The following is a 26,004-nucleotide window of genomic DNA, read 5'->3' on the forward strand; positions in this document are numbered from 1 at the left end:
CTATAATAGACAATGCTTAATAAAAGTATCATAAATGAATACAATTATTGTATTGTTATAGAGAGGACTATTTATCATGACAACAAAACCAAAACTTTTAATTGTGGATGGCATGGCGCTATTATTCCGTTCATTCTTTGCTTCGGCTGCAATGGGGCATTATATTCGCCTGGCGGATGGGACACCTTCTAACGGTGCCCAAGGCTTTGCACGTCATGTATTGACGGCACAATCTATTATGAAGCCGACCCATCTTGCTGTTTGTTGGGATATGGGTGCACATACATTCCGTAACGAATTATTTGATGGCTATAAGGCTAATCGTCCATCACCACCAGAGGAAATGCTACCTCAATTTGATATGGCGAAAAATTTATCGCAACAAATTGGTTGGCAAAATTTCGGTGTTAAAGGGATGGAAGCAGATGATTTAATTGGCTCAATGATTACAAAATTTCAGGATGAGGCTGACATTACGGTAATTAGCGGAGACAAGGATTTACTACAGCTTCTAGGACCATCAGCGGAAATTGCTTTTACGAAAAAAGGCTACACAGAGTATGACGTTTATACGCATACACGCTTTCAAGAGGAATATGGCATCGAACCGATTCAATTTGCACAGGTTAAAGCTTTTATGGGAGATACGAGTGACGGCTACCCAGGCGTTAAAGGTATTGGACCGAAGCAGGCACTTACGTTAATTCAAACATATGGTTCTATCGAAAATGTTCTTACGTCAATAGACGAATTAAAACCAGGTCAACGCACGAAAATTAAAGAGAATCTAGACATGCTAAAATTGTCACACGAGCTTGCAACAATTCAAACGAACGTACCGATCGAGGCAGAGTTAGCGAGCTTAGTATTACCTAATTACGAGCCTCAAACGTTCAAAGAAATAGAAGAACGAGGCTACACATTAATCGCTAAACAAGCACGCTCACTGTATTCACTTATTTAACTTCTTTTAGTGGATGTCAAAACATCCGCTGAAATAAAGGAACTCAGGCTAAGATCTTCATATCCTTTGAAAACGCCTGAGTGACCAACATCATGGTCATCAACGCAGAGTATAGAAATATACTCTGTTTTTTTATGGCTCATCACCAAAGACTGACATTTGTTAAAACATATGCCATGTACTTAGGTTGATTGGAGTGAAGGTTGGGCGACTCCTTAGGGATTAGCGTCACAGATGAGACCCTGGAGCGAGCGAAGCGAGTGAAGCGGCTCATCGGACGCCCCTAGGAAGCTCTGCTCTGCGCGAAAGCGAAGCGTCAGCGGCAAATGTTTTATCTGTGCGAAAGCGAAGCGGCAGCTACAAAGCGCCCAGCCGGAACGGAAATCAACCACACGTTATGTTGACGAATCTTTTTTTATATAAATTTTTGTAACCTTTGCCTAATCTCAAACGAATTATAAGCAAATAAGTAAAAGGAGGGGAAAGATTGATTGATTCAAATAACTTAGAATCAAGAATAGTTGAAATCTACAATTTATATTACTTAGACGTTTATAGATTTCTTGTTTGTTTTACGGGAAATCAAAATGATGCTGAGGATTTGACCCAAGAAGTATTCATTCGGGTATTAAAAGGTTTATCGAATTTTAATGGTAAATATCATTTGAAAACATGGATTTTTTCAATCGCAAAACACGTGGCAATAGATCACTACAGAAAGAAAAGGTTTGCCTCACTATTTAAGGACGGCTTTTTTAATCAGCTATCATCGAATGAAAAGAAGCCTGATGAGGAATTTGAGGTAACAGAAATAAAACAATTTATTCATGAAGCTATTGCTAAATTAAAACCTAATTATAGAGCAGTAGTCATTCTTCGAGGTATTAATGAATTTTCCATAAACGAGACTTCGGAGATCCTTCAATGTAGTGCGGCGAAAGTAAAAGTTGATTATCACAGAGCCCTAAAAGAGCTTAAAAGAAAACTGAATATTGAAATAGAGGGGGTTTTGACAAATGCAAAATGAAAAAGACTTATTTGATATGCTGAAAGAAATATACCCTCAACATCCTAGAAAGGAGTTTGTTTCTGCAACTGAGAATACTCTTAGACAACGAGCACGAAGCATGGGTAAAAAAAGAATCTTCACAAAATTCTCTGTGATTACAAGCGGCGTTTTAGTTTGTGCATTTATTTTTTCATGGTTATTCTCCTTAAATGGAAGTGGCACAGTTTCAGAGGTAGCCCATAGTGATGGAGGGGCGTCATTGTCTTATGCAATGGATGAAAAGGAACCTGTAGTATATATTTATCATTCACATAATACGGAATCATTTATTCCAGAGCTTCCTGCACAAGAAATTAATCAGATGATTTATAGCGATACTAAAAATGTAACATTGCTAGGTAAAGAGTTAAGTAGAGCACTAAAGGAAATGCAAATTAATTCAGTACATGATGAGACCAATATTGCTGGAATCTTAAAAAGAAGAGGTTTAAATTATTGGGAATCATATAAAGTATCACGGGAAAATTTACAAAAAGTTTTAGCTGAAAATGACAGTATTCGCATGGTGTTTGATATACATCGAGATTCTCAAAAAAGACGTGAATCCACAATTGAAATTAAAGGGAAGGATTACGCAAGAATTAAATTTGTCGTATCAAAAACGAGTGGAAACTATGAAACGAATAAAATATTTGCCACTCAGCTTCATGAACAACTAGAAGTATTATATCCGGGATTATCAATAGGTGTAATAGAAAAAGGGGTCGATCCCCAAAACACCTATAATCAAGAGCTCCATGATAATTCAGTATTATTAGAAGTTGGAGGTATAGAAAATACGTTGGAAGAATCGTATAGAACAATGGATGTATTTGCGGAAGTTCTAAAAGTTATTATTGAGAAGAGTAAATAAGCCTTGAATTATTGATAAGAAAAGAGCGTGTCTAACATTGCAAGCACGCTCTCGTCTAGTTCGGTGTAATTTTCACGAAGCTCAATACTTTTTCATTATCTTTAAAAGGAGCCGTTCGAATTTTACTTTCACGATTAGGGCCGCCATTATCATGGAACATTAGCCACAGCACATCATTTCGTATTTCATAGCCAATGAGAGGCACCCAATGATAAGCGAAGGCAGATTTTTTATCGCGCCAATTTAAGCTAAAATATCGGTCAAAGCGGATGGCGACAGGGCGACCTGCATCGATTTCCTGCATAGCTTCCTTTAACGTACAATCACGAATATCCCATGTCGGACGGAGCCGACAAAGATTGCGAATTAGACGCCATTTAAATAACCCGATTTTTGTGCCACCGAGAAGTTTATAAAGCTCATTTACCGAAGGAGCTCGATCTTCCAAATAGTTTAAGACTACATGTACAGTTGTAGGACCACAAGCTGAATTACGGTATTTTGGTGAAATGGATGCATCATATTGAGACTTTCCGAGTAGCGACAATTGCTGGCGCATCATAATCTCCTTTTTAAAAAGAGCCGCATTTCAAAAAGAAATGCAGCTCATTTTTCCATTATTGTTGAGCAGATAAGAACTCTATAACTTGCTGAGGTGTTTTAGCATTTGCACTATGTAAGTGTGCTAATTTTTCACCGTTTTGGAAAATTAATAGGCTTGGAATACCCATTACATCATATTTGTCCGCGATTTCTGGAAGCTCATCACGGTTAAGTTCATACCAGTCAAATTGGTTGTATTCTTCGATGATTGGATCGATGAACATATTCATGCGTGTGCAATCTGGGCACCATCCAGCGTAAAATTTCACTAGAACTTTTTGATCACCTGAGATCAGTTCATTAAATTGTTCAGCAGTTGTAATTGTTTTCATTAGTATTTCACTCTCCTTGCTTTCCATTCTACACATTTTTCCCTCAACCTGAAAGTTTTCTGTTTGGAATTATCACTATCTACTTATTGTCTTATTTTCGCTCGTAAAAAACGAAAAAAGTTATATATTGCAAAAATAATTGGTGAAAAAAGATTGCTAAATCAGACAAAATAATCTAAACTAAAAACAGAAAAAGTAGTTTTATCTTTATTCAGCAGAAGATATTAACCTCTAATTCAAAATGGTTGCTGAATGAAGATAAGCCTTTGTAGTATGTCACAGATTACGCCTAAGATGATCTGGACAAAAATACACTAAGGCAAACTTGATATTTTTTTGGCCAAAAAATGAATGACTATTCATTCAATGGAAGAATAAGGGGGAATTGCTTGTGACTTACAACATTAAAAAAGCGGCTGTTCTAGGTTCTGGGGTAATGGGCTCTGGAATTGCAGCACATTTAGCAAACATCGGTATTCCAACATTATTATTAGACATTGCACCGAAGGAACTAACAAAAGAGGAAGAAGCAAAAGGTCTTTCCTTAGAGCATCCTGCTGTAAGAAATCGTATTGTCAACGGAGCTCTTCAAAAGTTATTAAAGCAAAAGCCAGCACCACTTACTTCTAAGAAAAATTTATCACTACTAACGGTTGGTAACTTTGAGGACGATTTAGAGAAATTAAAAGATGTAGATTGGATTATAGAAGTTGTCGTTGAAAATTTAGCGATTAAACAAAACCTATATGAAAAAATTGATGCTGTACGTAAGCCTGGCACAATTATTAGTTCAAACACATCTGGCATAAGTATTAATGCAATGGCAGAAGGACGTTCAGAAGATTTTCAAAAGCATTTCCTTGGAACTCACTTTTTCAACCCACCACGCTATTTAAAATTACTTGAAGTCATTCCGGCAAACACAACAGCGCCAGAAGTTGTAAGCTTTATGAAAACATTTGGCGAAGATGTACTTGGAAAAGGCGTTGTACTTGCTAAAGATACACCGAACTTCATTGCCAACCGTATCGGAACGTACGGCTTACTAATTACTTTACAAGAAATGATGAAGGGTAGCTATTCGGTTGGTGAGGTGGATTCTGTAACAGGCCCACTAATCGGTCGTCCAAAATCTGCAACCTTCCGAACGTTGGATGTTGTTGGTTTAGATACATTTATTCATGTAGCGAAAAACGTTTATGATCAAACAACTGGTGAAGAGCAGCAAGTGTTTGCAGTACCAGAATTCCTACAGAAAATGGTTACAAACGGCTGGCTAGGAGCAAAATCAGGTCAAGGGTTCTTCTTAAAGCAAGGTAAAGAGATCCTTGAAATTGATCCAGACACACTAGAATATAGCCCAGCAAAAAAATTGAAAACACCTTCTATCGAGATGGCAAAACAAACTCGTGGATTAGCAAATAAAGTAAAAACACTAACATATGCAAAGGATCGTACAGGAGAGTTATTATGGGGTATCTTAGCTCCGACGCTAATTTACTCGGCACAGCTACACAGTGAAATTGCTGATGATATTGTTGCGATTGACAATGCTATGAAATGGGGCTTCGGCTGGCAGCAAGGGCCATTTGAAATATGGGATGCAATTGGCGTGAAAGAGTCCGTAGCTAAAATGGAGGCTGAAGGTCGTGAGGTGCCGGCATTTGTAAAAGATATGTTAGCAAGCGGCTTTGAAACTTTCTATTCGGAAATTGACGGCGATCTAGCTTATTATAATGGCTCTGACTACGTAAAAGTGCCAGTTAATGAAAAAGAAATTAACTTAAAACGTTATAAGAAAAAGCACGGTGTTATCAAATCAAATACAGGTGCTAGCTTAATAGATTTAGGTGACGGAATTGCCTTACTTGAATTCCATTCCCAATCAAATGCAATTGGCTTAGACATTATTCAAATGATTAACTTTGCAGTCGATGAAGTAGAAGCTAACTATAAAGGCTTAGTCATCGGTAACCAAGGGAAAAACTTCTGTGTTGGTGCGAATCTAGGAATGATTTTAGTAGAAGCACAGGATGATAATATTTTTGAGCTAGATTTCGTTATTAAAGCATTCCAAGATGCAATGCAAAAGATTAAATACTCTCGCAAGCCTGTTGTAGCAGCACCTTTTGCTATGACACTTGGTGGAGGAGCAGAAGTTTGCTTACCAGCTGCACATATTCAAGCAACGATGGAAACGTATATGGGCTTAGTGGAAGTCGGCGTGGGATTAATTCCTGGCGGTGGCGGTAATAAGGCACTTTACCAAAAATTCATCAAAGGGCTACCAAATGGTGTTGAGGTAGACTATCAACATATTGCTAATAAAGTATTTGAAACAGTTGCAATGGCAAAAGTTTCGACGTCTGGCGAAGAAGCACGTGAAAATAACTTCTTAAACTTTGCTGATGGGATTTCTGTTAACCCAGATCACCAACTATACGATGCAAAGCAAGCTGCACTAGCACTTTATGAGGCAGGTTATCAAGCACCTGTACCTGCGAAAGTTCCTGTAGTCGGTGCATCAGGCTACGGTACGCTATTAATCGGTGCGCAAGGGTTGTTTGAATCAGGCTATATTAGTGAACACGATTTAAAAATCGCTAAAAAATTAGCGTATGTCATTGCTGGTGGTAAAGTTCCGTATGGCACATTAGTAGATGAACAATACCTATTAAACCTTGAGCGTGAGGCGTTCCTAAGCTTAGTTGCAGAACCTTTATCTCAACAAAGAATGCAGCACATGCTTTTAAAGGGCAAACCACTGCGTAACTGATTTTAACTTCTTTCAGCAGGAGTCTCCTAACTCTATAGGTGGTGAGATGAATGCGAATTCAAGTCACTTTTCAGCAGGTATCCAACATCCGCTGAAAGAAGTTAAAGCCTCCGGCGGATGTCACGGAATCGGAAAGGAGTTCTTTGTGCAAGCACAAAGCCGATTCCGTACGCAATTATGCCGAGGCATAATTGATAATACAAATTAACCATACTTGCACATGAAACAAAGGGGGATTAATACGATGCGTGAAGCCGTTATTGTAGCAGGAGCACGAACTCCGATTGGAAAAGCGAAGAAGGGTTCTTTAGCAACAGTTAGACCAGATGATTTTGGAGCGGTTGTTGTCAAAGAAACATTAAAAAGAGCGGGCTATGAAGGTCCGATTGACGATTTAATTTTAGGGTGTGCAATGCCTGAAGCTGAGCAAGGCATGAACGTAGCACGTAATATAGGAGCGCTTGCCGGGTTACCAAATACAACACCAGCGCAGACAATTAATAGATTCTGTTCATCAGGTTTACAAGCAATCGCTTTTGCAGCAGAGCGTATAATGCTAGGACATTCTAAGGCGATTCTTGCTGGTGGAGTCGAGTCGATGAGTATGGTGCCAATGGTAGGTAATACACCTCGCTTAAATCCAACTTTAGCAGAAACTGCTCCCCAATATTATATGGGGATGGGGCACACAGCAGAGGAAGTGGCACGTCAATACAATGTAAGTAGAGAAGATCAGGATGCATTTGCGGTGCGTTCACATGAGCTTGCGGAAAAAGCGATTAAAGAAGGTAAATTCAATGATGAAATCGTACCAATCGAAGTAGAGCAGCATTATGTAGATGACAACAACAAGCCACAGGTGAAAAAATTCACGTTTAGCATGGATGAAGGTGTACGTCCAGGTACATCTGTAGAAGGTTTAGCGAAGCTTCGTCCAGCCTTCCATGTAAAGGGCAGCGTTACAGCTGGTAATGCCTCTCAAACTTCAGACGGTGCAGCGGCAGTACTTGTGATGGATCGTGAGGAAGCAGAGAAGCAAGGGCTTACACCAATGGCGAAGTTTTTAGGCTTTGCAGTTGGTGGTGTACCTCCTGAGGTGATGGGTATTGGACCAATCGTGGCAGTACCTAAAGCACTTGAAATTGCAGGATTAGCAATTGATGACATTGATTTATGGGAAATTAACGAAGCATTTGCGTCACAATCCCTACAAGTCGTACGCCATTTAGGCATCGACCAAAACAAAGTAAATGTCAATGGTGGAGCAATTGCCGTAGGTCACCCACTTGGTGCAACTGGAGCCATTTTAACATTAAAGCTTATTCATGAATTGAAGCGTCAAGGTAAGAAATATGGCGTCGTGACAATGTGTATTGGCGGCGGAATGGGTGCTGCAGGAGTGTTTGAAATTCTATGATTTTTGCTAGATCAGCTTGGAGTGCAGCGTTTCCGGTTGCCTCCGAACACAGTGCTTCAAGCTTTTCTATATATTGGGGATTAAAACTACTAACAATAGATAAATAGGGAGGAATTTAGAATGACAGAAAAAACAACGGATTTCATTAAAGGCGGCGGATTTATTATTGAAGATGTGGAATTAGATCGTGTATTTACACCAGAAGATTTCACAGATGAGCATAAAATGATTGCTAAAACAACTGAAGAGTATGTAGCAAATGAAGTGTTACCAGTCGTTGAAAACTTAGAACACCATGAATTTGAGCATTCGGTTCGTCTACTAAAAAGTGCAGGTGAACTCGGCTTATTAAGCGCAGATGTACCTGAAGAATATGAGGGTCTTGGACTAGACAAAGTTTCTTCTGCATTAATCGCAGAAAAAATGTCTGTTGCTGGTGGCTTCTCTATTACGCATGGTGCACACGTAGGTATTGGTTCTTTACCAATCGTACTTTTCGGAAATGAAGAGCAAAAGCAAAAGTATTTACCAAAGCTTGCATCAGGTGAATTAATTGCTGCTTACGCATTAACTGAGCCAGGTTCAGGTTCAGATGCATTAGGTGCAAAAACTACTGCAAAATTAAATGATGCAGGGACACATTATATTTTAAATGGTGAAAAGCAATGGATTACAAATGCAGGCTTTGCAGATGTATTTGTTGTCTATGCGAAAATCGATGGCGATAAATTCTCAGCATTTATCGTTGAACGTGCCTACAATGGCGTTTCGGTTGGCGCAGAAGAGAAAAAAATGGGGATCAAATCTTCATCGACTCGTACATTAATCCTTGAAGATGCAGAAGTACCTGTAGAAAACCTTTTAGGTGAAGTAGGTCGTGGACACGTTATTGCCTTTAATATTTTAAATATCGGGCGCTATAAATTAGGGGTTGGAACAATTGGTGGCTCGAAGCGTGCATTAGAGCTTGCCATTCAATATACAAACCAACGTCAGCAGTTCAAAACGAAGCTGTCTGATTTCAATCTAACAAAAGAAAAATTATCAACAATGGCTTCACAATTATATGCGTCTGAGTCATTAAACTATCGTACAGTAGGTTTATTTGAAGACCGTTTAAGTCAGCTAAGCCCAGAAGAGCAAAAGCAAGGGAAAGTGATCGCTGGTGCAATTGCTGAGTATGCTATTGAATGTTCTATTGCTAAAGTATTTGGTTCAGAGACTTTAGATTACATTGCAGATGAAGCGGTTCAATTACACGGTGGTTACGGCTTTATGGCTGAATACGAAGTAGAGCGTATTTATCGTGATTCTCGTATTAATCGTATTTTTGAAGGTACAAATGAAATTAACCGCATGATTGTACCAGGTACATTTATGAAGAAAGCATTAAAAGGTGAATTACCATTACTACAAGTTGCTCAAAACTTACAACAGGAGCTTCTAATGCTAATGCCTGAGGATGTAGGCACAGAGCCGCTAGCACAGGAAAAATATCTTGTGAAAAATGCGAAGAAAATTGCTGTATTAGCAGCAGGCATAGCAGCACAACGCTACGGTGCGAAGCTTGATCAAGAGCAAGAAGTATTGGTGAATATTGCAAATATCGCAAACCAATTATTCGCGATGGAATCAGCTGTATTGCGTACAGAAAAAGCGATTGCTCGTGACGGTGCTGAAAAAGCTCATCAAAAATTACTGTACACTCAAATCTTCTGCCAAGAAGCATTTGCAGAAATTGAAAAAGAAGCAAAAGATACGATTCTTGCTTCAGCAGACGGCGACGCTGCACGCATGACATTGTCTGCACTACGTAAGTTAACTCGCAACAATCCATACAACTTAATCGCGAAGAAACGCGAAGCTTCTGTTAAATTAATTGAAGCAGAAAAATTTGTAGTTTAATATAGCAGTCCCAACCTAGCTATCCGAGATGTGATAGCTAGGTTTTTTTGTTGGAAATAAAAGTATAGCTCTTCGGTGATTTCTGTTCCGGCTACGCGCATTCGATGGGGTCGCTTCGCTTTAACAAAATAACATCCAACTTTTAGTTTTATCAGAACACTTTTACGATTTATCGCCCTACTTTTGAATTTTATCTACCAACTTTCACGATTTATCACCCAACTTTTGAATTTTATCTACCAACTTTCACGATTTATCACCCAACTTTTGAATTTTATCTACTAACTTTCATGTTTTATCACCCAACTTCTAAATTTTATCGACATCCACCTGCTAAAGAGCAAAAAAGGATTCATACACAAAACTGTGTGCGCTTTATAATGTCGCCCTGTCTCCACTCCACATGTATCCTTTGAAATGTAGTTTGATAGCAAAAGGGTTTCATCTGTGCGAAAGCGAGACAGGCGAGACCTTGCACGGAGCGAAGGAAACGGACCACTCCAAAATGCCAATCGCTGATAAAATGCTGAGAATCGCTGATAACATCAAGAAAATCGCTGATAAAATGCCAAGAATCGCTGATAACAACATGAGAATCGCTGATAAAATGCTGAGAATCGCTGATAACATCAAGAAAATCGCTGATAAAATGCTGAGAATCGCTGATAACAACAAGAAAATCGCTGATAAAATGCCGAGAATCGCTGATAACAACAAGAAAATCGCTGATAAAATGCCGAGAATCGCTGATAACAACAAGAAAATCGCTGATAAAATGCCAAGAATCGCTGATAACAACATGAGAATCGCTGATAAAAATTCCAAGAACCCCCGAAAGCATCATGAGTAGCTTCCAGCCGGAACGGAAATCAACCCCACGCTTTGGCTTGAAGAGTTTCATTTTGGCTCGTAACGGTTATGATGGTATACTACAGAAAATGGGGGATACACTGAAAATGTAGTTCCTAAAGATGAAAGTAGAGGAGCCTATAAATGACGATTCAATTTATTCAATATCCGAAATGCACTACTTGCAAAAAAGCTCAAAAATGGCTAAATGACAATGGGGTTTCATACGAAGAGGTACACATTGTCGAACAACCACCTACAAAGGATGAATTATCAAACTTATGGCAAGCTAGTGGACAACCTTTAAAGAAATTTTTTAATACTTCTGGTATGAAATATCGAGAGCTTGGCTTGAAGGATAAACTTGCTGAAATGACTGAAGAGGAGCAGCTTGAACTGCTTGCATCAGATGGTATGTTGATTAAGCGTCCGATTGTAACCGATGGAAAAAAAGTTACTTTAGGGTTTAAAGAATCAGATTTTGAGCAAGCTTGGAAATAACCGCTTTTCACTTGTTTCAGTAAATGTTGTATGTAGCGAAAGCGAAGCGTCAGGTCAGAACTCTTCACCTCTATAGGTATTGAGCTGAATGAGGCATAATTGATTCTTGTTTTTATGGTAGAAGTATGGCACACTGAAAATGAATATATTACATATTTATGGAGGGGTTTTTTTCATGAGCACACCTAAAGACTTACGTTACTCTGAAGAGCACGAATGGGTAAAAGTAGAAGATGGTAAAGTACGTATCGGTATTTCTCATTTCGCACAAGCTGAACTTGGAGATATCGTTTTCGTTGAACTTCCACAAGTTGGCGACGAAATCAAAACTGATGATCCATTCGGTAGCGTAGAATCTGTTAAAACAGTTTCTGAATTATACGCACCAATCTCAGGTACAGTAGTTGAAGTAAATGCAGATTTAGAAGATAGCCCAGAATTCGTTAATGAATCACCATATGAAAAAGCATGGATGATCGTTGTAGAGCCTGCTGATGCTTCAGAAATTGACAAGCTTATGACAGCTGAGCAATACGAAGAAATGATTGCAGAATAAGACAAGCCTTTAACTTCTTTCAGCGAGTGTTCAAACATCAGCTAAAAGAAGTTAAAGCCTCCGGCGGATGTCATGGAATCGGAAAGGAGTGTTTAGATGATGTTAGCCTAAGATCATCGCATCCATGCGATAACGGCTAACTAACCTGCGTCGTGCAGGCCTAAGCACAAAGCCGATTCCTGACGCGATTATGTCGAGGCATAATTGATCAGAAAAACGTCGGAAACTACCGACGTTTTTTTTTTATCTTAACCATCCTGCCACTATAGTTGGTAAGGTAAATGCAAGTATATTCCCTTATTAATAGGTATCTAACTGTATCAACGACAAGGTTTGTTGATATAATGAATTATAAGGGATATGTCTAAATGGGGGTGGCGTGATGTTCGAGGGAAAATGCTTAATTGTCGAAGGCCGATCGGATAAACTTCAAATCGAACCTATTTTAAATGAAGACGTAAAAATACTTTGTACAAATGGTACAATTGGTGTGCATCAATTAGAAGAGCTACTCGACCCATATGAGGGTTGTGAGCTTTATACATTTTTTGATGCAGATACATCAGGTAATAAGCTACGGGCATTAATGGACAGACATTATCCAGAGGCTGAGCATTTACGTACGATGCCAACATATAAGGAAGTTGAGACAACTCCGAGGAAAGTGTTAGCGGCGATATTGCTTCGTGCACATTTCTCAATCCATAATGAATATATTTTGTAAGGTTGCGTGAAAAAAAATGGAAGAATGGTCAAAAGAGCAGTGGAACACGGCTATCCAGTCCGGTGAAAAGGCTGCCTTTTATTTATATACGCCAATGTGTGGAACGTGCGCAGTTGCATCGAAAATGATGGCGGTTATTGAGCAATTGCTGCCACAGCTACAGATTGGTAAGGCGAATATTAATTTTATAGAGCAAATAGCTTATGATAATAAAATCGAAAGTGTACCATGTTTACTCGTATGTGAAGGCGGAGAAGTGATAGAAAAGGTTTATGCCTTCCAATCCGTACCATATTTATACGAATTGTTAAAAAACTAATTGACTGAATATTAATCACATGGTAAAGTAACAAATATATTAAAAAAACAATAAATATATCGAACTCTTATAAAGAGCGGCGGAGGGAAGTGCCCTATGAAGCCCGGCAACCATCACAAACGTGAAAAGGTGCCAAATCACCCAAAGATTTATCTTTGACAGATGAGAGAACGGTTTAGCGTATATGTACGTGACCCCTTCTACTTGTCTTTAAGTGAAGGGGTTTTTTAATTTCTTTCAGCGGGTGTCCTGGAATCGAAAAGGAGTGCTTAGAGGATGTTAGCCTAAAACCATCGCATCCATGCGATAATGGCTAACTGACCTGCATCGGTGCTGCTGTCGCTGCGTTAGCACTACGCTTTCGCGCAAAAAATATCTGCAGGCCTAAGCACAAAGCCGATTCCGGACGTAATTTTTATCTGTGCAAAAGCGAAGTGACAGCAACAATTATGCCGAGGCATAATTGATATAAGAAAAGGAGAATTCGCTATGATCAATCTTCAAAATATTACGAAGAAATACAAAACTACGAATGGCGAATTAACAGCAGTTAAAGACGTCAACCTTTCTATTAATAAAGGTGAAATTTTCGGCATTATCGGCTATAGTGGCGCTGGTAAAAGTACAATGATTCGTTTGTTAAATGGTTTAGAAAAGCCTACATCTGGTACGGTGACGGTTAATAATCAAGAGTTTTCGTCCATAAAGGGGCAAAAGCTTAGGGATGCTAGACAAAAGGTTAGTATGATTTTCCAACATTTCAATTTACTTTGGTCTAGAACTGTTGCAGAAAACATCGCTTTCCCACTAGAAATCGCAGGTGTGCCAAAGGCCAAACGGGAAGCACGTGTGAATGAATTGATTACACTAGTTGGCTTGGAAGGGCGCGAAAAAGCATATCCATCACAACTATCGGGGGGACAAAAACAACGGGTAGGTATCGCTCGTGCACTTGCTAATAATCCAGAGGTATTGTTATGTGATGAGGCAACATCTGCACTCGATCCGGAGACAACAGATGCTATTCTTGATCTACTTGTCGATATTAACGAACGATTAGGTCTAACGATTGTGTTAATCACACATGAAATGCACGTTATCCGTAAGATTTGTCATCGTGTAGCGGTTATGGAAGCTGGTGAAATTGTAGAACGTGGTGAAGTATTACAAGTATTCCAAGCTCCACAAGCAGCCATTACGAAAAAATTCGTTTCTCAAATTACAGATACGAAGGAAACACAGGAAACTGTGGCACAAATTAAAGAAAATTACCCTAATGGACAACTTGTTAAGCTAATCTTTGTAGGAGAAAAAACAGAGCAGCCTGTCATTTCACATCTTGTGAAACAGTTTGATGTAGAAGTAAGTATTGTACATGGTAATATTTCGCAAACGAAAAATGGAGCGTACGGTACACTTATTGTGCAAATTGATGGCTCAGAGGCGAACGTTGCTGCTTCACTGAGTTACTTAAATACAGTCGAAGTACAAACGGAGGTGATTACAAATGCTAACTAGTCTTTTTCCGAATGTCGACTGGGAAAAAATGTGGGACGCTACGTATGAAACATTGTATATGACAACAATTTCTACGGTCATCACATTTATACTTGGATTAGTAATTGGAATCTTATTATTTTTATCAAGTCCCAACCAACTATGGGCCAACAAAATTGTAAACTTTTTAACAGGATCAATCGTTAACATTTTCCGCTCGATTCCATTTATCGTATTGATTATCTTATTAATTCCATTCACGAAATTTTTACTCGGCACAATTCGTGGCGCAGACGCGGCTTTACCAGCATTAATTATTGGAGCTGCACCATTCTATGCGCGAATGGTATTAATCGCCTTACGCGAAATTGATAAAGGTGTTATTGAAGCGGCTCGTTCAATGGGTGCCAAAACGTCAACGATTATTTGGAAAGTATTAATTCCCGAATCGTTACCAGCGCTTATTTCTGGTCTTACTGTAACTGCTGTAGCACTTGTTGGTTATACTGCGATGGCAGGTATTATCGGCGCAGGTGGTCTAGGAAACTTAGCATTCTTAGATGGTTTCCAACGTAATCGCACAGATGTAACTTTAATGGCAACTATTTTAATCTTAATAGTAGTATTTATTATTCAATGGATTGGCGACTTAATTACAACCAAAACAGATAAACGCTAAAAAGAGCATCATACTATGAACATCTAAAAGGTTATCTCGGTTTCATACCGCTAACATATTTTATATAGGAAAAGGGAGAGTAATAAAATGAAGAAGTTATTAACAGGATTATTTTTATCTGTATTAGTACTAGCTCTAGCCGCTTGTGGTGCTGGTAAAAAAGAAGAAAAAAGCTCATCATCTGATGCTGGTGATAGTAAAGAGAATGTAACATTAACAGTAGGTGCTTCTAATACACCACATGCTGTTATTTTGGAAAAAGCAAAACCGATTTTAGCTAAAGAAGGTATCAATCTTAAAATTGAAACATATCAAGATTATGTATTACCAAACCAAGATTTAGAATCTGGCGAAATTGATGCAAACTATTTCCAACACATCCCTTATTTAGAGAAGGAAATTAAAGAAAAGGGTTATGATTTTGTAAACGCTGGTGGTATTCATATTGAACCAATCGGTATTTACTCTAAAAAATATAAATCTCTTGAGGATCTTCCAGAAGGTGCAACAATTTTACTTTCTAGCTCAGTTGCAGATCATGGACGTATGCTTTCATTATTAGAAGCTAAGGGCTTAATTAAACTTAAGGATGGAGTAAATAAAACATCTGCTGAACTTAAGGATATTGTAGAAAATCCTAAAAACTTCAAATTCGATGCAAATACAGCTCCTGAAATGCTTGTACAAATGTATGAAAATAATGAAGGTGATGCAGTTCTTATCAATTCTAACTACGCAATCGATAACGGCTTAAATCCATTGAAAGATGCAATTTCTCTTGAAGATAAAGAATCTCCATATGTAAACATTATCGCTGTACGTGCTGGTGATGAATCAAAACAAGAAATTAAAAAATTAATAGAAGTATTAAAATCTAAAGAAATCCAAGACTTCATTATTGAAGAGTGGAAAGGCTCAGTTGTACCAGTAAAATAAAATGTATCGAAAAAAGGGTATGTAAGTATTACAGCTTACATACCCTTTTTGCTTGTCGACAAAAGAATAAAACAAATGTAATGATCACGCAGAGTTGGTGCTTTCCACGGTTTTGGCTTCAATCTCCTCGTCACTACGTTCCTACGGGGCTTTCAATGCAAGCCCATTCCACAGAAGTCGCCACTCTCTACAGAGGTTGTCAAAAAATTACTATGTAATTTTATATCAAAATAGTGTTTATCTACAGTTTGAAAGGGTATGTAAGTATTAAAGCTTGCATTCCCTTTTTTTTCTTGTTTAAAAAAGGATGTCTATTATCAGAAAAATATAACATTTTTATCGAAAAGGGTCTTCTTTTGTGTTTTATAGCAAAAATATAATATATTTTAAAAGTGACTGATTTACCAAATATTTTATATAGAAATTGATTAGTGATCTTTATTACTATAGTTGTTGTGTTTATAAATCGAAAAAGTGCTAGAAAACATGAAAGAAAATCAAATATTTCTTACATCAACTGGAGTGAACACCAATGAATAAATTAATCATCGCAGAAGACATCATGCAGGAGCATGAGGTGAAGGGTTATTTTGAAACATTGCGTGAGAGCGTCATTCGCTCACGTTTCACAATGACTGCAGTCTTTTTTAAATTAGCTAATTCACCACAAGGAACAGATATAGAACGTAATCAAATTTCAGCTTTCCTAAAATCAAAAATACGAAAAACAGATTTACTTTTCCAATTAGCGGATGGCGTGCATTGGGGAGTTTTTTTTCTACAAAGTAGTGAAGTCGAGGTAAAGGCGTTTTTAAAACGGATTTTTGCAATTCTGAAGCAAGAAAGGAAATTTCAACAAATAGCGTTAAAAGCCTCCATTACTGAAATAAGAAATAATAGTGTAAACTTTGACACTTTGTTAGATAAAAATAAGCAAAAACTAGCAGATGACGAACAGCCGACTTGGTCAATAGAACAAGTTACAGATTATAGTGAACAACCAACTGAGCAAGTAAAAGTAAGCATTATTGAACAAAATGCAATCTTTAGAAAAGTGCTAGAAACAACGCTCAATGATTTAGATATTTCTCATTTTACGTTAGATGTGGCTACCTATGAAGATGGCTATAGTTTTTTACAGTCCGAAAGTTATAAAACAGGCCATATGCATTTAGTTGTCATGAACGATATTTTACCACGTAAAAATGGCTTAGAAATTTTGCACATTTTACGAGAAATGCCGAATGAGAAAAAGTTCATCATTTATATGATGTCAGAACGAAACTCAGAAGGGGCGACACTTAATGCTTATGAAGGTGGAGTCGATGAATTTATCGTAAAACCATTTAATTTACGTTTGTTAGAAGCAAAAATCAGGAGAACATTTGCGAGGTTTTGGCTATGATCGAGCTATCGATTTCTTTTCTTTTAACGGCCATCGTTGTTTTATTAGTCATTTTATTTTTATTTACGATATATCTACTTTTGCAGCATCAGCGGGAGATTCGCTTTGCAGAAACGTATGATACTTATTTACAAAACTATTCACAGCACTGGTACAACTATTTAATCAATGAAGAAAATTTCTCTATAGTCCTTGTACCCCGCGGAAGAGCTCAAGTAGCAGCTATAGAAACAATATTTTCATCGTATTTAAAAAATATAACGAATGAAATAGTTGAACATAAAATCAAAGAGTTTTCTAATCTCTATTTAAAACAGTTTTATAAAAAGGATTTAGCAAGTAAACGTTGGAGCATTAGGATGAATGCTTTATATCGAATTGCTGATTTACAGATAGAGGAATTAGTTGATGCTTGTCAACAATTCGAGAAAGCCAAAATTTCGGAGGGAGAATATTTTCAACTGTTAAAAATTTACTCTCTGTTCCAACCAGAATTATTTATCGAAAAAATTAAAGAATCGAGCGTTAACTATTCTGAAAGCGAATATAGAAGATTATTTGTCTTGTTAGAGGATGATGTTTTTATTCGATTGTTTGAAGACTTTGATAGCTGGACGAAAAATATCCAATTTGCTGCAATTGATACTGCAGCTGTAAAAAGAAATATGCAATATATTGATAAGTTAAAACAGCTATTAACACACGAGGTTCCAGAAATAACAATAAGAGCATTAAAGGGTCTTTACGAAATTGGTGTAATTGATGAAATCGATCCTTATGTCCCATTTGTGACTTCAGATATGTGGGAAGTAAGATTAATGGTTGCCAAACTCTTTAAGCATGCGCCACTAGACTATACCTATGCTTATTTAGAACAGCTCCTTGAAGATGAAAATTGGTGGGTACGCTCACAGGCAGCAAAAACAATTGCAGAAAATAGAGAAGGAATTGCAAAATTACAGCAATTTATGGAGTCTTCAAACGACCAATATGCAATTGAAATAGCACAGGAAATAGTAGTCAGAAGGCAGGGGATCAAATGAAATTAATTTTAGATTATTGTATGTGGTTCTTTGGCGGCATTATTATGTTTTATATGTTATTCGTTATCGTTTCATATTGCACAATGTTTGTAATTGCCATGCTAGATTTACGAAAACGCTATAAATTAGATCCCTCAGAGTATGATGATGCACATATCGATGCCTTCTACTCAAAACCAGTATCCTTACTAGTCCCTGCTTACAATGAAGAGGTTGGAGTTGTCGATACAGTCTATTCATTGCTGAATTTACGATATCCGCAAACGGAAATTATCATTATTAACGATGGTTCTACTGACACTACACTGCAAACGGTCATCGAGCATTTCAGAATGAAGCCCGTTGATAAAATTGTTCGTGCAAGTATCCCTACAAAACAAGTGAAACAAATTTACGAATCAGAAATTTATAAGAATTGTATTTTAGTAGATAAAGAAAATGGTGGTAAGGCGGATGCATTAAATGTAGGTATTAATGTTTCGCAATACCCTTATTTTTGCTCTATTGATGGTGATTCAATTTTAGATGAAAAATCATTACTTCGTGTGATGAAGCCGATTATTTTATCTGATGGTGAAGTGATTGCGGCAGGTGGAAATATTCGAATAGCCAATGGAGCGAAAATGCAGCTTGGTTCCGTTACTGAAACGCACTTATCTAATAATTACTTAGTAGTCATGCAAACAATAGAATATTTGAGAGCTTTTTTTATGGGGCGAATCGCTTTAAGTAAATTCAATCTTGTGCTTATTATTTCGGGAGCATTTAGTGTCTTTTCGAAAGAATGGGCTGTGGAAGCGGGCGGTTATTCAACGAATATTATTGGAGAAGACATGGAGCTTGTCGTGAATATTCACCGTTTGATAAGAAAGAAAAAAGAAAAGAAGCGTATTGAATTTGTACCAGATCCTGTGTGCTGGACGGAAGCACCTCAGACATTAGGGGTATTGCGAAATCAACGTAGACGTTGGCATCAAGGATTATTCGAAAGCCTTTGGAAGCATAAAACGATGACATTCAACCCAAGATATGGCTTATTAGGGTTTATTGCATTGCCTTATTTTTGGCTTGTAGAATGTCTAGGTCCAATTGTTGAGCTAGGTGGTTATATTTATATCGTTGTAGCATTTTTCTTAGGGAAAATCTATTATGAAGCAGCGGTAATGCTGTTGCTGCTCTTCGTTATTTATGGAGTTGTTTTTTCAATAGCATCTATACTATTCGAGGCATGGACAATGAACACTTATCCGAGAAAGAGAGAGCTATTACGAATGATACTTTTAGCATTTACTGAAATTTTTTGGTATCGACCACTCACTCTTTTATGGCGCTGTGAAGGATTAGTTCGGTTTGTGCTAAGAAAAAGCGATTGGGGTAATATGAAGCGTGTCGGCATCGCTGAAAAGGAGAAAAGTGTATGAAGCGAATATATATAGGAATTATTGCTATTCTAATTCTCATTATTACACCTATAGCATGGTGGTATTTGAGCGATGAAAAACCGCTGAACGTCGCGATTCTAGATAAAACGGTTCCGAATGAAACTTATCGAGAGCATTTAGGTGTGAACTGGTTTTTAAACCATTATAAATACACAATCGATGATCATCCGTATGATGTACAAAAAAATTACTATGGTACGATTCCGAATGATAAAACGAAAAGAGTATCTGAAAAAAAGTTTCCGAACGACTATAGCAATTATGATGTTATTTATTTGGCAGATACGTATGGTGTTTATAAGGATGATTTAAATGAAAAAAAGCGTCTAGGTAAACGCTCAGAAAAAATTGTTGGTGGCTTGGAAATGGATGAATGGCAATCAATAGTAGGTCGTTTAGCAAGCAACAAGAAAAGTATGCTAATAGCTGAATACAATACATTTGCGTCACCAACATCAGAGGCAGTTAGAAAAGAGCTACAGGACTATTTAGGAATATCATGGTCTGGATGGATTGGGCGTTATTTTGATGAGCTTGATTATCATAAAAACTCAGAAATCCCACAATGGGTCATAGATGAACATGGTGATAATTGGCCATATAAGGGCGGTGGCTTTCTTTTATTTAATGAAATTACAGAAAAGCTCATTGTGCTGGAACTGGACAAGCATGTAAAAACGGAAGGTATTCAGCTGCAATTTACTGAAGAAGGGAAAAAATTCTTTAATACTTCTGCTAGTGCAGAGTATGGCTATTGGTTTGATATTATCACGCCTAAATATGCAGAGGATGCTCTTGCTAATTATAAATGGGACTTAACAAAAGATGGGGAAAAACTATTAAAGGACAACGATATTCCACAGCAATTTGCGGCTATCGTTTCACAGGAAAAACGCTACACTACAAGCTATTACTTTGCTGGAGACTTTAACGATATGTCACGGGTACCGTCTCTTTACAAAATAAAGGGATTACCGACCATTTATAAATACGCTGAGAAATATGCAGATAGTTCATTTTACTGGTCGATTTATATACCAGTCATGCATAAAATTTTTGAAACGTTTGAGCAAAAAGAGGTTCAAGAAAACGTTAATCATGAAAAACAAAATTATAATGCACGGATTAAAGGTGAATCATTTGAAGTCTTACGCGATGGGAAATGGGAGCCACTAGTCTTTAAGGGCGTTAATATCGGTATGGGGAAACCGGGAGCATTCCCTGGCGAGGCCGCTATTACGGAAGAAGAGTACTATCGCTGGTTCCGTCAAATTGGTGAGATGAATGCCAATACAATTCGTGTCTATACATTACACCCACCAGGTTTTTATCGGGCACTTGCTAAATACAACGAGGAAAACCCAGAGAAACCACTGTATGTCTTGCATGGTGTATGGATTAATGAGGAAGGCTTGTCTGACTCACTAGATGCCTATGATGAAACTACCTTAAAGGATTTCCAAAGTGAAATGAAGCGCATGGTAGACGTTATCCACGGCAACACTTATGTGAAGCCAGTAACAGGACATGCTTCAGGATTATACGATGTTGACGTTTCAAAATACGTTATTGGCTGGGTGCTTGGAATTGAATGGTATCCGCACATGGTAGTCGGTACGAACGAAAAACACGCTAATATAGGTGAATACAATGGGACGTATTTTGAAACAAAAAATGCTGCACCATTTGAGCATTGGTTAGCGGAGCAAATGGATCTTATTACTACTTATGAGAAGGATCAATACAATTGGATTCGCCCTATGAGTTTTACAAACTGGGTAACAACTGACTTACTAGACCACCCATCTGAACCTTCTGAAGATGAAGATTTAGTAGGAGTCAATCCAAATGTCATTTATACAAAGGGTGAGATGCAGGCACCAGGACAATTTGCTTCCTATCATGTGTATCCATATTACCCTGACTTCTTTAACTTCGACCAAAAATATTTGAATTATAAAGATTTCCGGGGCAATAAAAATAGTTATGCAGGATATTTAAAAGACTTACATGAAGCTCATCGTATGCCTGTTCTTATTGCGGAATTTGGAATTCCAGCAGCGCGCGGTATGACACATGAAAATGTTTATGGCTGGAATCAGGGGCATATGTCCGAACAGCAGCAAGGTGAAACACTTCAACATTTATATGAAGATATTATGCATGAAGGCTTGCTAGGAGGTCTTGTTTTCACATGGCAGGACGAGTGGTTTAAGCGAACATGGAATACGATGGATTATGATGATCCAAATCGTCGACCGTTTTGGTCCAATGCACAAACGAATGAACAGCAATTTGGCGTTCTAAGCTTTGATAGATTTAAAGTAAAAGTAGACGGCGATACAAAGGAGTGGAAAGGTACACAAATGTACAATACCGCACCTTCTGATTCCACAGATTTTGCTGTCGATTACGATGAAAGATATTTGTATTTCAAAATAAAAAGTGATGTTTTAGATAAAGCATCACCGCGTATTTTACTTGATGTCGCACCAAAACAAGGAAATACGTCGGCAACATCAATAAAAGATATGACCTTTTCAAATGGCGTAGATTTTATTGTGGAATTAAATAAAAGTGGAGACTCTCGAGTCGTCATAGATGAGTACTATGATTTCTATGATTATTTTTACGGTCACAATTTAAAAATGATTCCGCCTCGTATGTCAACTATCACAAAAAATAGTGGTAAGTTTGCACCGATTAACTATGTGCTAAATAAACAGCTATACTTACCAGAGCAAAAAATTACGACCGATTTTAGTTATTATGAAACCGGGAAGCTTCTTCAAGGGAATGCCAATCCAAAAGCAAAAGATTATAATTCGTTAGTAGACTATACTTGGACAGATGATAATGTTATTGAGCTACGAATTCCTTGGCTACTAATCCAAGCGAAAGACCCGAGTCAGCGTGAGTTTATGGGAGATCTATATAAAGATGGAGTGACAGCTTCTACTAAGGTAGATAATATTTATATTGGTGCTGTCTTTGTAGATAAGGATGACAAGGTTGTGAAATCTTTACCAGAGACCAACGGCCATGTCTTGCCTGCTCTTTCAGCTTATTCTTGGGAACAATGGCAAACTCCAAAGTATGAAGAGCGTTTAAAACAATCCTATTATATTTTACAAAAATTATTTAAAGATTAATCAATTATGCCTCGGCATAATTGCCGCTGTCGCTTCGCTTTCGCGCAGATAAACAATGCGTCCGGAATCGGCTTTGTGCTTAGGCCTGCAGATGTTTTTTGCGCGAAAGCGTAGTGCTAACGCAGCGACAGCAGCACCGATGCAGGTCAGTTAGCCGTTATCGCATGGATGCGATGGTTTTAGGCTAACATCCCCTAAGAACTTCTTTCCGATACCGTGACATCCGCCGGAGGCTTTGGGCCAACAGATGTTTTTTGCGCGAAAGCGTAGTGCTAACGTAGCGTCAGCAGCACGATGTTGGTTACTCAGTCGTGTGTTGCTGTCGCTTCGCTTTCGCACAGATAAATTGCCACAGGACGTGGCGTTCTTAGACTGAGTTCCTCTATTTCAGCTGGTGTTTGGACAACCGTTGTAAAGTAGCTTAAATCCGCATTCATCTCATCACCTATAGAGGTGGGAGACTTTTGCTGAAAGAAGTTAAATAGAGCTTAGGATAGGTGAGTATTTGCCTATTCTAAGTTTTTTGCTTTTTATTGGCTCGTCATCAAAAGTTATGGATGTCTTAAAACGTTTGCCATTATCTATGTTGATCTTCGTTCCGATTGGGCGACTCCTTGGAGATCAACAATAAAGGAACGAAGGCTAAAAGCATCACGTCCTGTGATAACATCTTCGTAGCCAACATAGTGCTGCTACCGTTTCGCTTTTGTGCAGATAAAACCCTTTTTCCGCTGCCGCTTCGTTAGCACTACGCTTTCGCGTATAAAGCATCGGCTGGCCGAGACCCTGCAGCGAAGGGGATGTTAGCTGTGCGAAAGCGCCCAGTCGGAACGGAATTCAACCAGACGTTATGGTAATGGTATTTTTATCAGAAAATAAAAAAGAGTTTTGCAATTCTGCCTATTTCATAAGCTGTATATTCTCTCAACTGTTTATGTTAAATTACTAATAATACATTCGAGAAAGACAGTTGTTTTTTTTAGGAGGACAATATCATGAAGTTTAAATTTGGTTTATTGGCAAAAATTATTGTTGCTATTTTGTTAGCGGTAATACTTGGAAGCTTTGCGCCAGAGTCATTTGTACGTATATTTGCAACATTCAATGGCATATTCGGTAATTTTTTAAAATTTGTTGTACCACTTATTATTATTGCATTTATTGCTCCGGGCATTGCTCAGCTTGGGAAAGGCTCAGGGAAATTATTAGGTTTAGCAACATTCTTTGCTTACTTCTCAACAATCATTGCAGGAATATTTGCCTTTTTTGTAGCGCGCAATGTGTTGCCTAATTTCATTTCAAATGGTGATATGGAAAGCATGAAAAACCCTGAGGAATTTTTAGCACAGGCATTCTTTAAAGTTGAAATGCCTCCAATAATGGATGTCATGGCAGCATTAATTTTTGCCTTTATCGTAGGAATTGGTATGACTGCCATTCAAAGTGATGTTATGAAACGTGGTTTTGAAGAGTTTAATGTTATCATTGAAAAGTTAATTTCATTTGTAATTATTCCACTTTTACCATTTCATATTTTCGGGATCTTCTTGAACATGACATACGGAGGTCAAGTAGCAAAAATATTATCTGTCTTCGCAATTGTCTTCGCACTTATAATTGTGATGCATTGGGTAATATTGCTAGTTCAATACACTGCTGCGGGAACTTTAAATAAGAAAAATCCACTTATGTTACTTCGAACAATGCTACCTGCATATTTTACAGCTTTGGGCACACAATCCTCAGCAGCAGCTATTCCAGTTACATTGCGACAAGCGCAAAAAACAGGAGCTTCAGAAAAAGTAACGAATTTCACAGTCCCACTGTTTGCCACTATTCATTTATCAGGTAGTACGATCACAATCGTAACTTGTTCTTTAGGTGTTATGATGATGAACGGTATGGATATAGGTTTTGCACAATATATCGGCTTTATCTTTATGCTAGGTATTACAATGGTTGCTGCACCAGGTGTCCCTGGAGGGGGAGTTATGGCAGCAATTGGTTTACTACAAACAATGCTCGGCTTCGATGAAACAATGGTTGCACTAATGATCGCACTATACTTAGCGCAAGATAGCTTTGGTACAGCTACAAATGTAACTGGAGATGGAGCATTATCTATGATTGTCGATCGTTTCAACAAAGAGACTAATTCATAAAAGCTGAGTAACGGATAGAACAGCTAAAGTCGCGGAAAGAACCGCCAAAATCGTAGATAGAAACGACGCAGCGACGGATAGAAATATCAAAGTGACGGATAGAATAGTCGAAGTCGTGGATAGAATCATCAAAGCGACGGATAGAAACCAGAGCGGCGGAAAGAATCGCCAAGGAGACGGATAGAAACCAGACCGACGGAAAGAAGAGCCGAAGTGACGGAAAGAATCGTCAAAGAGACGGATGGAAAGGCGAGAGCGACGGAAAGAATCGCCAAGGAGACGGATAGAAACCAGACCGACGGAAAGAAGAGCCGAAGTGACGGAAAGAATCGTCAAAGTGACGGATGGAAAGGCGAGAGCGACGGAAAGAATCGCCAAGGAGACGGATAGAAAGGCCAGGGCGACGGATGGAAATCAGATCGACGGATAGAACAGTCATAGTCGTGGATAGAAACGTCAGAATCGTGGATAGAACAGCCGAAATCGTGGATAGAAACGTCAAAATGATGGAAAGAAAAGCCGAAGTCGTGGATCGAGCCGTCAAATCGACGGATAGAACAGCCAATCTGACTAATAGAACCACCTGAATACAAAAAAATCGCCTGCTACGGCGATTTTTTTTTTTTTTGCTTAGGTCTTGCTGAAATTTAATAAAATTCCGTATTTATTTAGAAATCTATCGAAAATATATAGTTCGAAAGAAAGGAACTTTGGATTTGGTCAGAATTAATTTGTGGTAAGATAGTTATTTTTTCACTTTGTTATGGAATTGTTTAGAAAAAGTTTAGTTTTATTTAGTATGATAGATGTATTGAGGAAG

Annotated in this window: 23 protein-coding genes and 1 riboswitch; of the genes, 19 read left to right on the top strand and 4 right to left on the bottom strand. The window is 38.1% G+C overall.

The genetic code is table 11. From position 1 onward, the window contains the following. Nucleotides 1–76: 76 nt before the first annotated feature. The 3 genes from ACMZ42_RS13785 to spoIIP all read left to right on the top strand — a co-directional run bounded on the left by ACMZ42_RS13785 (nucleotide 77) and on the right by spoIIP (nucleotide 2,886). Nucleotides 77–964, top strand: a complete 888-nt coding sequence (locus ACMZ42_RS13785) for a 5'-3' exonuclease H3TH domain-containing protein (protein WP_402869351.1) — start codon at nucleotides 77–79, stop codon at nucleotides 962–964. Nucleotides 965–1,451: 487 nt separating this feature from the next. Further along, entirely contained in the window at nucleotides 1,452–1,991 is a 540-nt protein-coding gene (locus ACMZ42_RS13790; protein WP_370078174.1) for an RNA polymerase sigma factor, read from the top strand. Beyond that, a complete protein-coding gene (gene spoIIP, locus ACMZ42_RS13795; protein ID WP_415731803.1) occupies nucleotides 1,981–2,886 on the top strand; it encodes a stage II sporulation protein P in 906 nt (301 codons plus the stop codon). Before ACMZ42_RS13790 ends, spoIIP begins: the two co-directional genes overlap by 11 nt. Nucleotides 2,887–2,941: 55 nt before the next feature. On the opposite strand, the gene ACMZ42_RS13800 is transcribed toward spoIIP, so the two are convergent. Both ACMZ42_RS13800 and ACMZ42_RS13805 read right to left on the bottom strand, forming a co-directional pair. Beyond that, nucleotides 2,942–3,445 carry a C39 family peptidase gene (locus ACMZ42_RS13800; RefSeq protein WP_415731869.1) on the bottom strand — a complete coding sequence of 168 codons (504 nt, stop codon included), beginning with the start codon at nucleotides 3,443–3,445 and terminating at the stop codon, nucleotides 2,942–2,944. A gap of 58 nt (nucleotides 3,446–3,503) precedes the next feature. After that, nucleotides 3,504–3,848, bottom strand: coding sequence for a thioredoxin family protein (locus ACMZ42_RS13805; protein WP_402869533.1), 345 nt, complete (start codon nucleotides 3,846–3,848; stop codon nucleotides 3,504–3,506). A gap of 364 nt (nucleotides 3,849–4,212) precedes the next feature. Here ACMZ42_RS13805 and ACMZ42_RS13810 point away from each other — a divergent pair, with 364 nt between their 5' ends. The 16 genes from ACMZ42_RS13810 to ACMZ42_RS13885 all read left to right on the top strand — a co-directional run bounded on the left by ACMZ42_RS13810 (nucleotide 4,213) and on the right by ACMZ42_RS13885 (nucleotide 25,184). After that, the gene (locus ACMZ42_RS13810) at nucleotides 4,213–6,597 is read left to right on the top strand and encodes a 3-hydroxyacyl-CoA dehydrogenase/enoyl-CoA hydratase family protein (protein ID WP_415731804.1); all 2,385 of its coding nucleotides are present in this window, start codon (nucleotides 4,213–4,215) and stop codon (nucleotides 6,595–6,597) included. A gap of 244 nt (nucleotides 6,598–6,841) precedes the next feature. Then, a complete protein-coding gene (locus ACMZ42_RS13815; RefSeq protein WP_370078166.1) occupies nucleotides 6,842–8,014 on the top strand; it encodes an acetyl-CoA C-acetyltransferase in 1,173 nt (390 codons plus the stop codon). Nucleotides 8,015–8,134: 120 nt separating this feature from the next. Beyond that, complete coding sequence (locus ACMZ42_RS13820) at nucleotides 8,135–9,919, top strand: acyl-CoA dehydrogenase family protein (protein ID WP_402869341.1); 1,785 nt, start codon at nucleotides 8,135–8,137, stop codon at nucleotides 9,917–9,919. Nucleotides 9,920–10,424: 505 nt separating this feature from the next. Then, nucleotides 10,425–10,769 (top strand): hypothetical protein, encoded by a 345-nt coding sequence (locus ACMZ42_RS13825; RefSeq protein WP_415731805.1) that lies wholly within the window; start codon nucleotides 10,425–10,427, stop codon nucleotides 10,767–10,769. A 143-nt stretch (nucleotides 10,770–10,912) separates the two neighbouring features. Continuing rightward, complete coding sequence (locus tag ACMZ42_RS13830) at nucleotides 10,913–11,269, top strand: arsenate reductase family protein (RefSeq protein WP_370042360.1); 357 nt, start codon at nucleotides 10,913–10,915, stop codon at nucleotides 11,267–11,269. 175 nt (nucleotides 11,270–11,444) lie between these two features. Beyond that, the gene (gene gcvH, locus ACMZ42_RS13835) at nucleotides 11,445–11,825 is read left to right on the top strand and encodes a glycine cleavage system protein GcvH (protein ID WP_132361837.1); all 381 of its coding nucleotides are present in this window, start codon (nucleotides 11,445–11,447) and stop codon (nucleotides 11,823–11,825) included. A 382-nt stretch (nucleotides 11,826–12,207) separates the two neighbouring features. Further along, the gene (locus ACMZ42_RS13840) at nucleotides 12,208–12,549 is read left to right on the top strand and encodes a toprim domain-containing protein (protein WP_132361835.1); all 342 of its coding nucleotides are present in this window, start codon (nucleotides 12,208–12,210) and stop codon (nucleotides 12,547–12,549) included. Between the two features lie 16 nt (nucleotides 12,550–12,565). Further along, nucleotides 12,566–12,868 (top strand): thioredoxin family protein, encoded by a 303-nt coding sequence (locus tag ACMZ42_RS13845; RefSeq protein WP_415731806.1) that lies wholly within the window; start codon nucleotides 12,566–12,568, stop codon nucleotides 12,866–12,868. Between the two features lie 64 nt (nucleotides 12,869–12,932). Continuing rightward, nucleotides 12,933–13,037: riboswitch (SAM riboswitch) on the top strand. Between the two features lie 320 nt (nucleotides 13,038–13,357). After that, a complete protein-coding gene (locus tag ACMZ42_RS13850) occupies nucleotides 13,358–14,386 on the top strand; it encodes a methionine ABC transporter ATP-binding protein (RefSeq protein WP_415731807.1) in 1,029 nt (342 codons plus the stop codon). After that, nucleotides 14,376–15,044 (top strand): methionine ABC transporter permease, encoded by a 669-nt coding sequence (locus ACMZ42_RS13855; RefSeq protein ID WP_370078157.1) that lies wholly within the window; start codon nucleotides 14,376–14,378, stop codon nucleotides 15,042–15,044. Before ACMZ42_RS13850 ends, ACMZ42_RS13855 begins: the two co-directional genes overlap by 11 nt. Before the next feature lie 87 nt (nucleotides 15,045–15,131). Then, nucleotides 15,132–15,980 carry a MetQ/NlpA family ABC transporter substrate-binding protein gene (locus ACMZ42_RS13860; RefSeq protein ID WP_415731808.1) on the top strand — a complete coding sequence of 283 codons (849 nt, stop codon included), beginning with the start codon at nucleotides 15,132–15,134 and terminating at the stop codon, nucleotides 15,978–15,980. Between the two features lie 532 nt (nucleotides 15,981–16,512). Next, the gene (locus ACMZ42_RS13865; protein WP_415731809.1) at nucleotides 16,513–17,385 is read left to right on the top strand and encodes a response regulator; all 873 of its coding nucleotides are present in this window, start codon (nucleotides 16,513–16,515) and stop codon (nucleotides 17,383–17,385) included. Continuing rightward, the gene (locus ACMZ42_RS13870; RefSeq protein WP_415731810.1) at nucleotides 17,382–18,428 is read left to right on the top strand and encodes a HEAT repeat domain-containing protein; all 1,047 of its coding nucleotides are present in this window, start codon (nucleotides 17,382–17,384) and stop codon (nucleotides 18,426–18,428) included. The genes ACMZ42_RS13865 and ACMZ42_RS13870 overlap by 4 nt, the downstream gene beginning before the upstream one ends. Next, a complete protein-coding gene (locus tag ACMZ42_RS13875; protein ID WP_415731811.1) occupies nucleotides 18,425–19,849 on the top strand; it encodes a glycosyltransferase family 2 protein in 1,425 nt (474 codons plus the stop codon). Before ACMZ42_RS13870 ends, ACMZ42_RS13875 begins: the two co-directional genes overlap by 4 nt. Continuing rightward, nucleotides 19,846–23,022 (top strand): hypothetical protein, encoded by a 3,177-nt coding sequence (locus tag ACMZ42_RS13880; protein ID WP_415731812.1) that lies wholly within the window; start codon nucleotides 19,846–19,848, stop codon nucleotides 23,020–23,022. Before ACMZ42_RS13875 ends, ACMZ42_RS13880 begins: the two co-directional genes overlap by 4 nt. 995 nt (nucleotides 23,023–24,017) lie before the next feature. Then, entirely contained in the window at nucleotides 24,018–25,184 is a 1,167-nt protein-coding gene (locus ACMZ42_RS13885) for a dicarboxylate/amino acid:cation symporter (RefSeq protein ID WP_370078146.1), read from the top strand. On the opposite strand, the gene ACMZ42_RS13890 is transcribed toward ACMZ42_RS13885, so the two are convergent. Then, nucleotides 25,179–25,562, bottom strand: coding sequence for a hypothetical protein (locus tag ACMZ42_RS13890; RefSeq protein ID WP_415731813.1), 384 nt, complete (start codon nucleotides 25,560–25,562; stop codon nucleotides 25,179–25,181). The two genes, ACMZ42_RS13885 and ACMZ42_RS13890, sit on opposite strands and share 6 nt — an antisense overlap. Further along, complete coding sequence (locus ACMZ42_RS13895) at nucleotides 25,517–25,777, bottom strand: hypothetical protein (RefSeq protein ID WP_415731814.1); 261 nt, start codon at nucleotides 25,775–25,777, stop codon at nucleotides 25,517–25,519. Before ACMZ42_RS13895 ends, ACMZ42_RS13890 begins: the two co-directional genes overlap by 46 nt. Between the last annotated feature and the right edge of the window lie 227 nt (nucleotides 25,778–26,004).

Origin of the sequence: Lysinibacillus sp. NPDC056185 (assembly GCF_047737915.1) — a bacterium.
Lineage (GTDB): Bacteria > Bacillota > Bacilli > Bacillales_A > Planococcaceae > Lysinibacillus.

What these genes read in the sequence shown, in the direction of transcription:
- ACMZ42_RS13785 (WP_402869351.1), top strand. Translation starts at nt 77, where the DNA reads ATGACAACAAAACCAAAACTTTTAATTGTGGATGGCATGGCGCTATTA.
- spoIIP (WP_415731803.1), top strand. Translation starts at nt 1,981, where the DNA reads ATGCAAAATGAAAAAGACTTATTTGATATGCTGAAAGAAATATACCCT.
- ACMZ42_RS13800 (WP_415731869.1), bottom strand. Translation starts at nt 3,445, where the DNA reads ATGCGCCAGCAATTGTCGCTACTCGGAAAGTCTCAATATGATGCATCC.
- ACMZ42_RS13805 (WP_402869533.1), bottom strand. Translation starts at nt 3,848, where the DNA reads ATGGAAAGCAAGGAGAGTGAAATACTAATGAAAACAATTACAACTGCT.
- ACMZ42_RS13815 (WP_370078166.1), top strand. Translation starts at nt 6,842, where the DNA reads ATGCGTGAAGCCGTTATTGTAGCAGGAGCACGAACTCCGATTGGAAAA.
- ACMZ42_RS13820 (WP_402869341.1), top strand. Translation starts at nt 8,135, where the DNA reads ATGACAGAAAAAACAACGGATTTCATTAAAGGCGGCGGATTTATTATT.
- ACMZ42_RS13825 (WP_415731805.1), top strand. Translation starts at nt 10,425, where the DNA reads ATGCCAATCGCTGATAAAATGCTGAGAATCGCTGATAACATCAAGAAA.
- ACMZ42_RS13830 (WP_370042360.1), top strand. Translation starts at nt 10,913, where the DNA reads ATGACGATTCAATTTATTCAATATCCGAAATGCACTACTTGCAAAAAA.
- gcvH (WP_132361837.1), top strand. Translation starts at nt 11,445, where the DNA reads ATGAGCACACCTAAAGACTTACGTTACTCTGAAGAGCACGAATGGGTA.
- ACMZ42_RS13840 (WP_132361835.1), top strand. Translation starts at nt 12,208, where the DNA reads ATGTTCGAGGGAAAATGCTTAATTGTCGAAGGCCGATCGGATAAACTT.
- ACMZ42_RS13845 (WP_415731806.1), top strand. Translation starts at nt 12,566, where the DNA reads ATGGAAGAATGGTCAAAAGAGCAGTGGAACACGGCTATCCAGTCCGGT.
- ACMZ42_RS13850 (WP_415731807.1), top strand. Translation starts at nt 13,358, where the DNA reads ATGATCAATCTTCAAAATATTACGAAGAAATACAAAACTACGAATGGC.
- ACMZ42_RS13855 (WP_370078157.1), top strand. Translation starts at nt 14,376, where the DNA reads ATGCTAACTAGTCTTTTTCCGAATGTCGACTGGGAAAAAATGTGGGAC.
- ACMZ42_RS13860 (WP_415731808.1), top strand. Translation starts at nt 15,132, where the DNA reads ATGAAGAAGTTATTAACAGGATTATTTTTATCTGTATTAGTACTAGCT.
- ACMZ42_RS13865 (WP_415731809.1), top strand. Translation starts at nt 16,513, where the DNA reads ATGAATAAATTAATCATCGCAGAAGACATCATGCAGGAGCATGAGGTG.
- ACMZ42_RS13870 (WP_415731810.1), top strand. Translation starts at nt 17,382, where the DNA reads ATGATCGAGCTATCGATTTCTTTTCTTTTAACGGCCATCGTTGTTTTA.
- ACMZ42_RS13875 (WP_415731811.1), top strand. Translation starts at nt 18,425, where the DNA reads ATGAAATTAATTTTAGATTATTGTATGTGGTTCTTTGGCGGCATTATT.
- ACMZ42_RS13880 (WP_415731812.1), top strand. Translation starts at nt 19,846, where the DNA reads ATGAAGCGAATATATATAGGAATTATTGCTATTCTAATTCTCATTATT.
- ACMZ42_RS13885 (WP_370078146.1), top strand. Translation starts at nt 24,018, where the DNA reads ATGAAGTTTAAATTTGGTTTATTGGCAAAAATTATTGTTGCTATTTTG.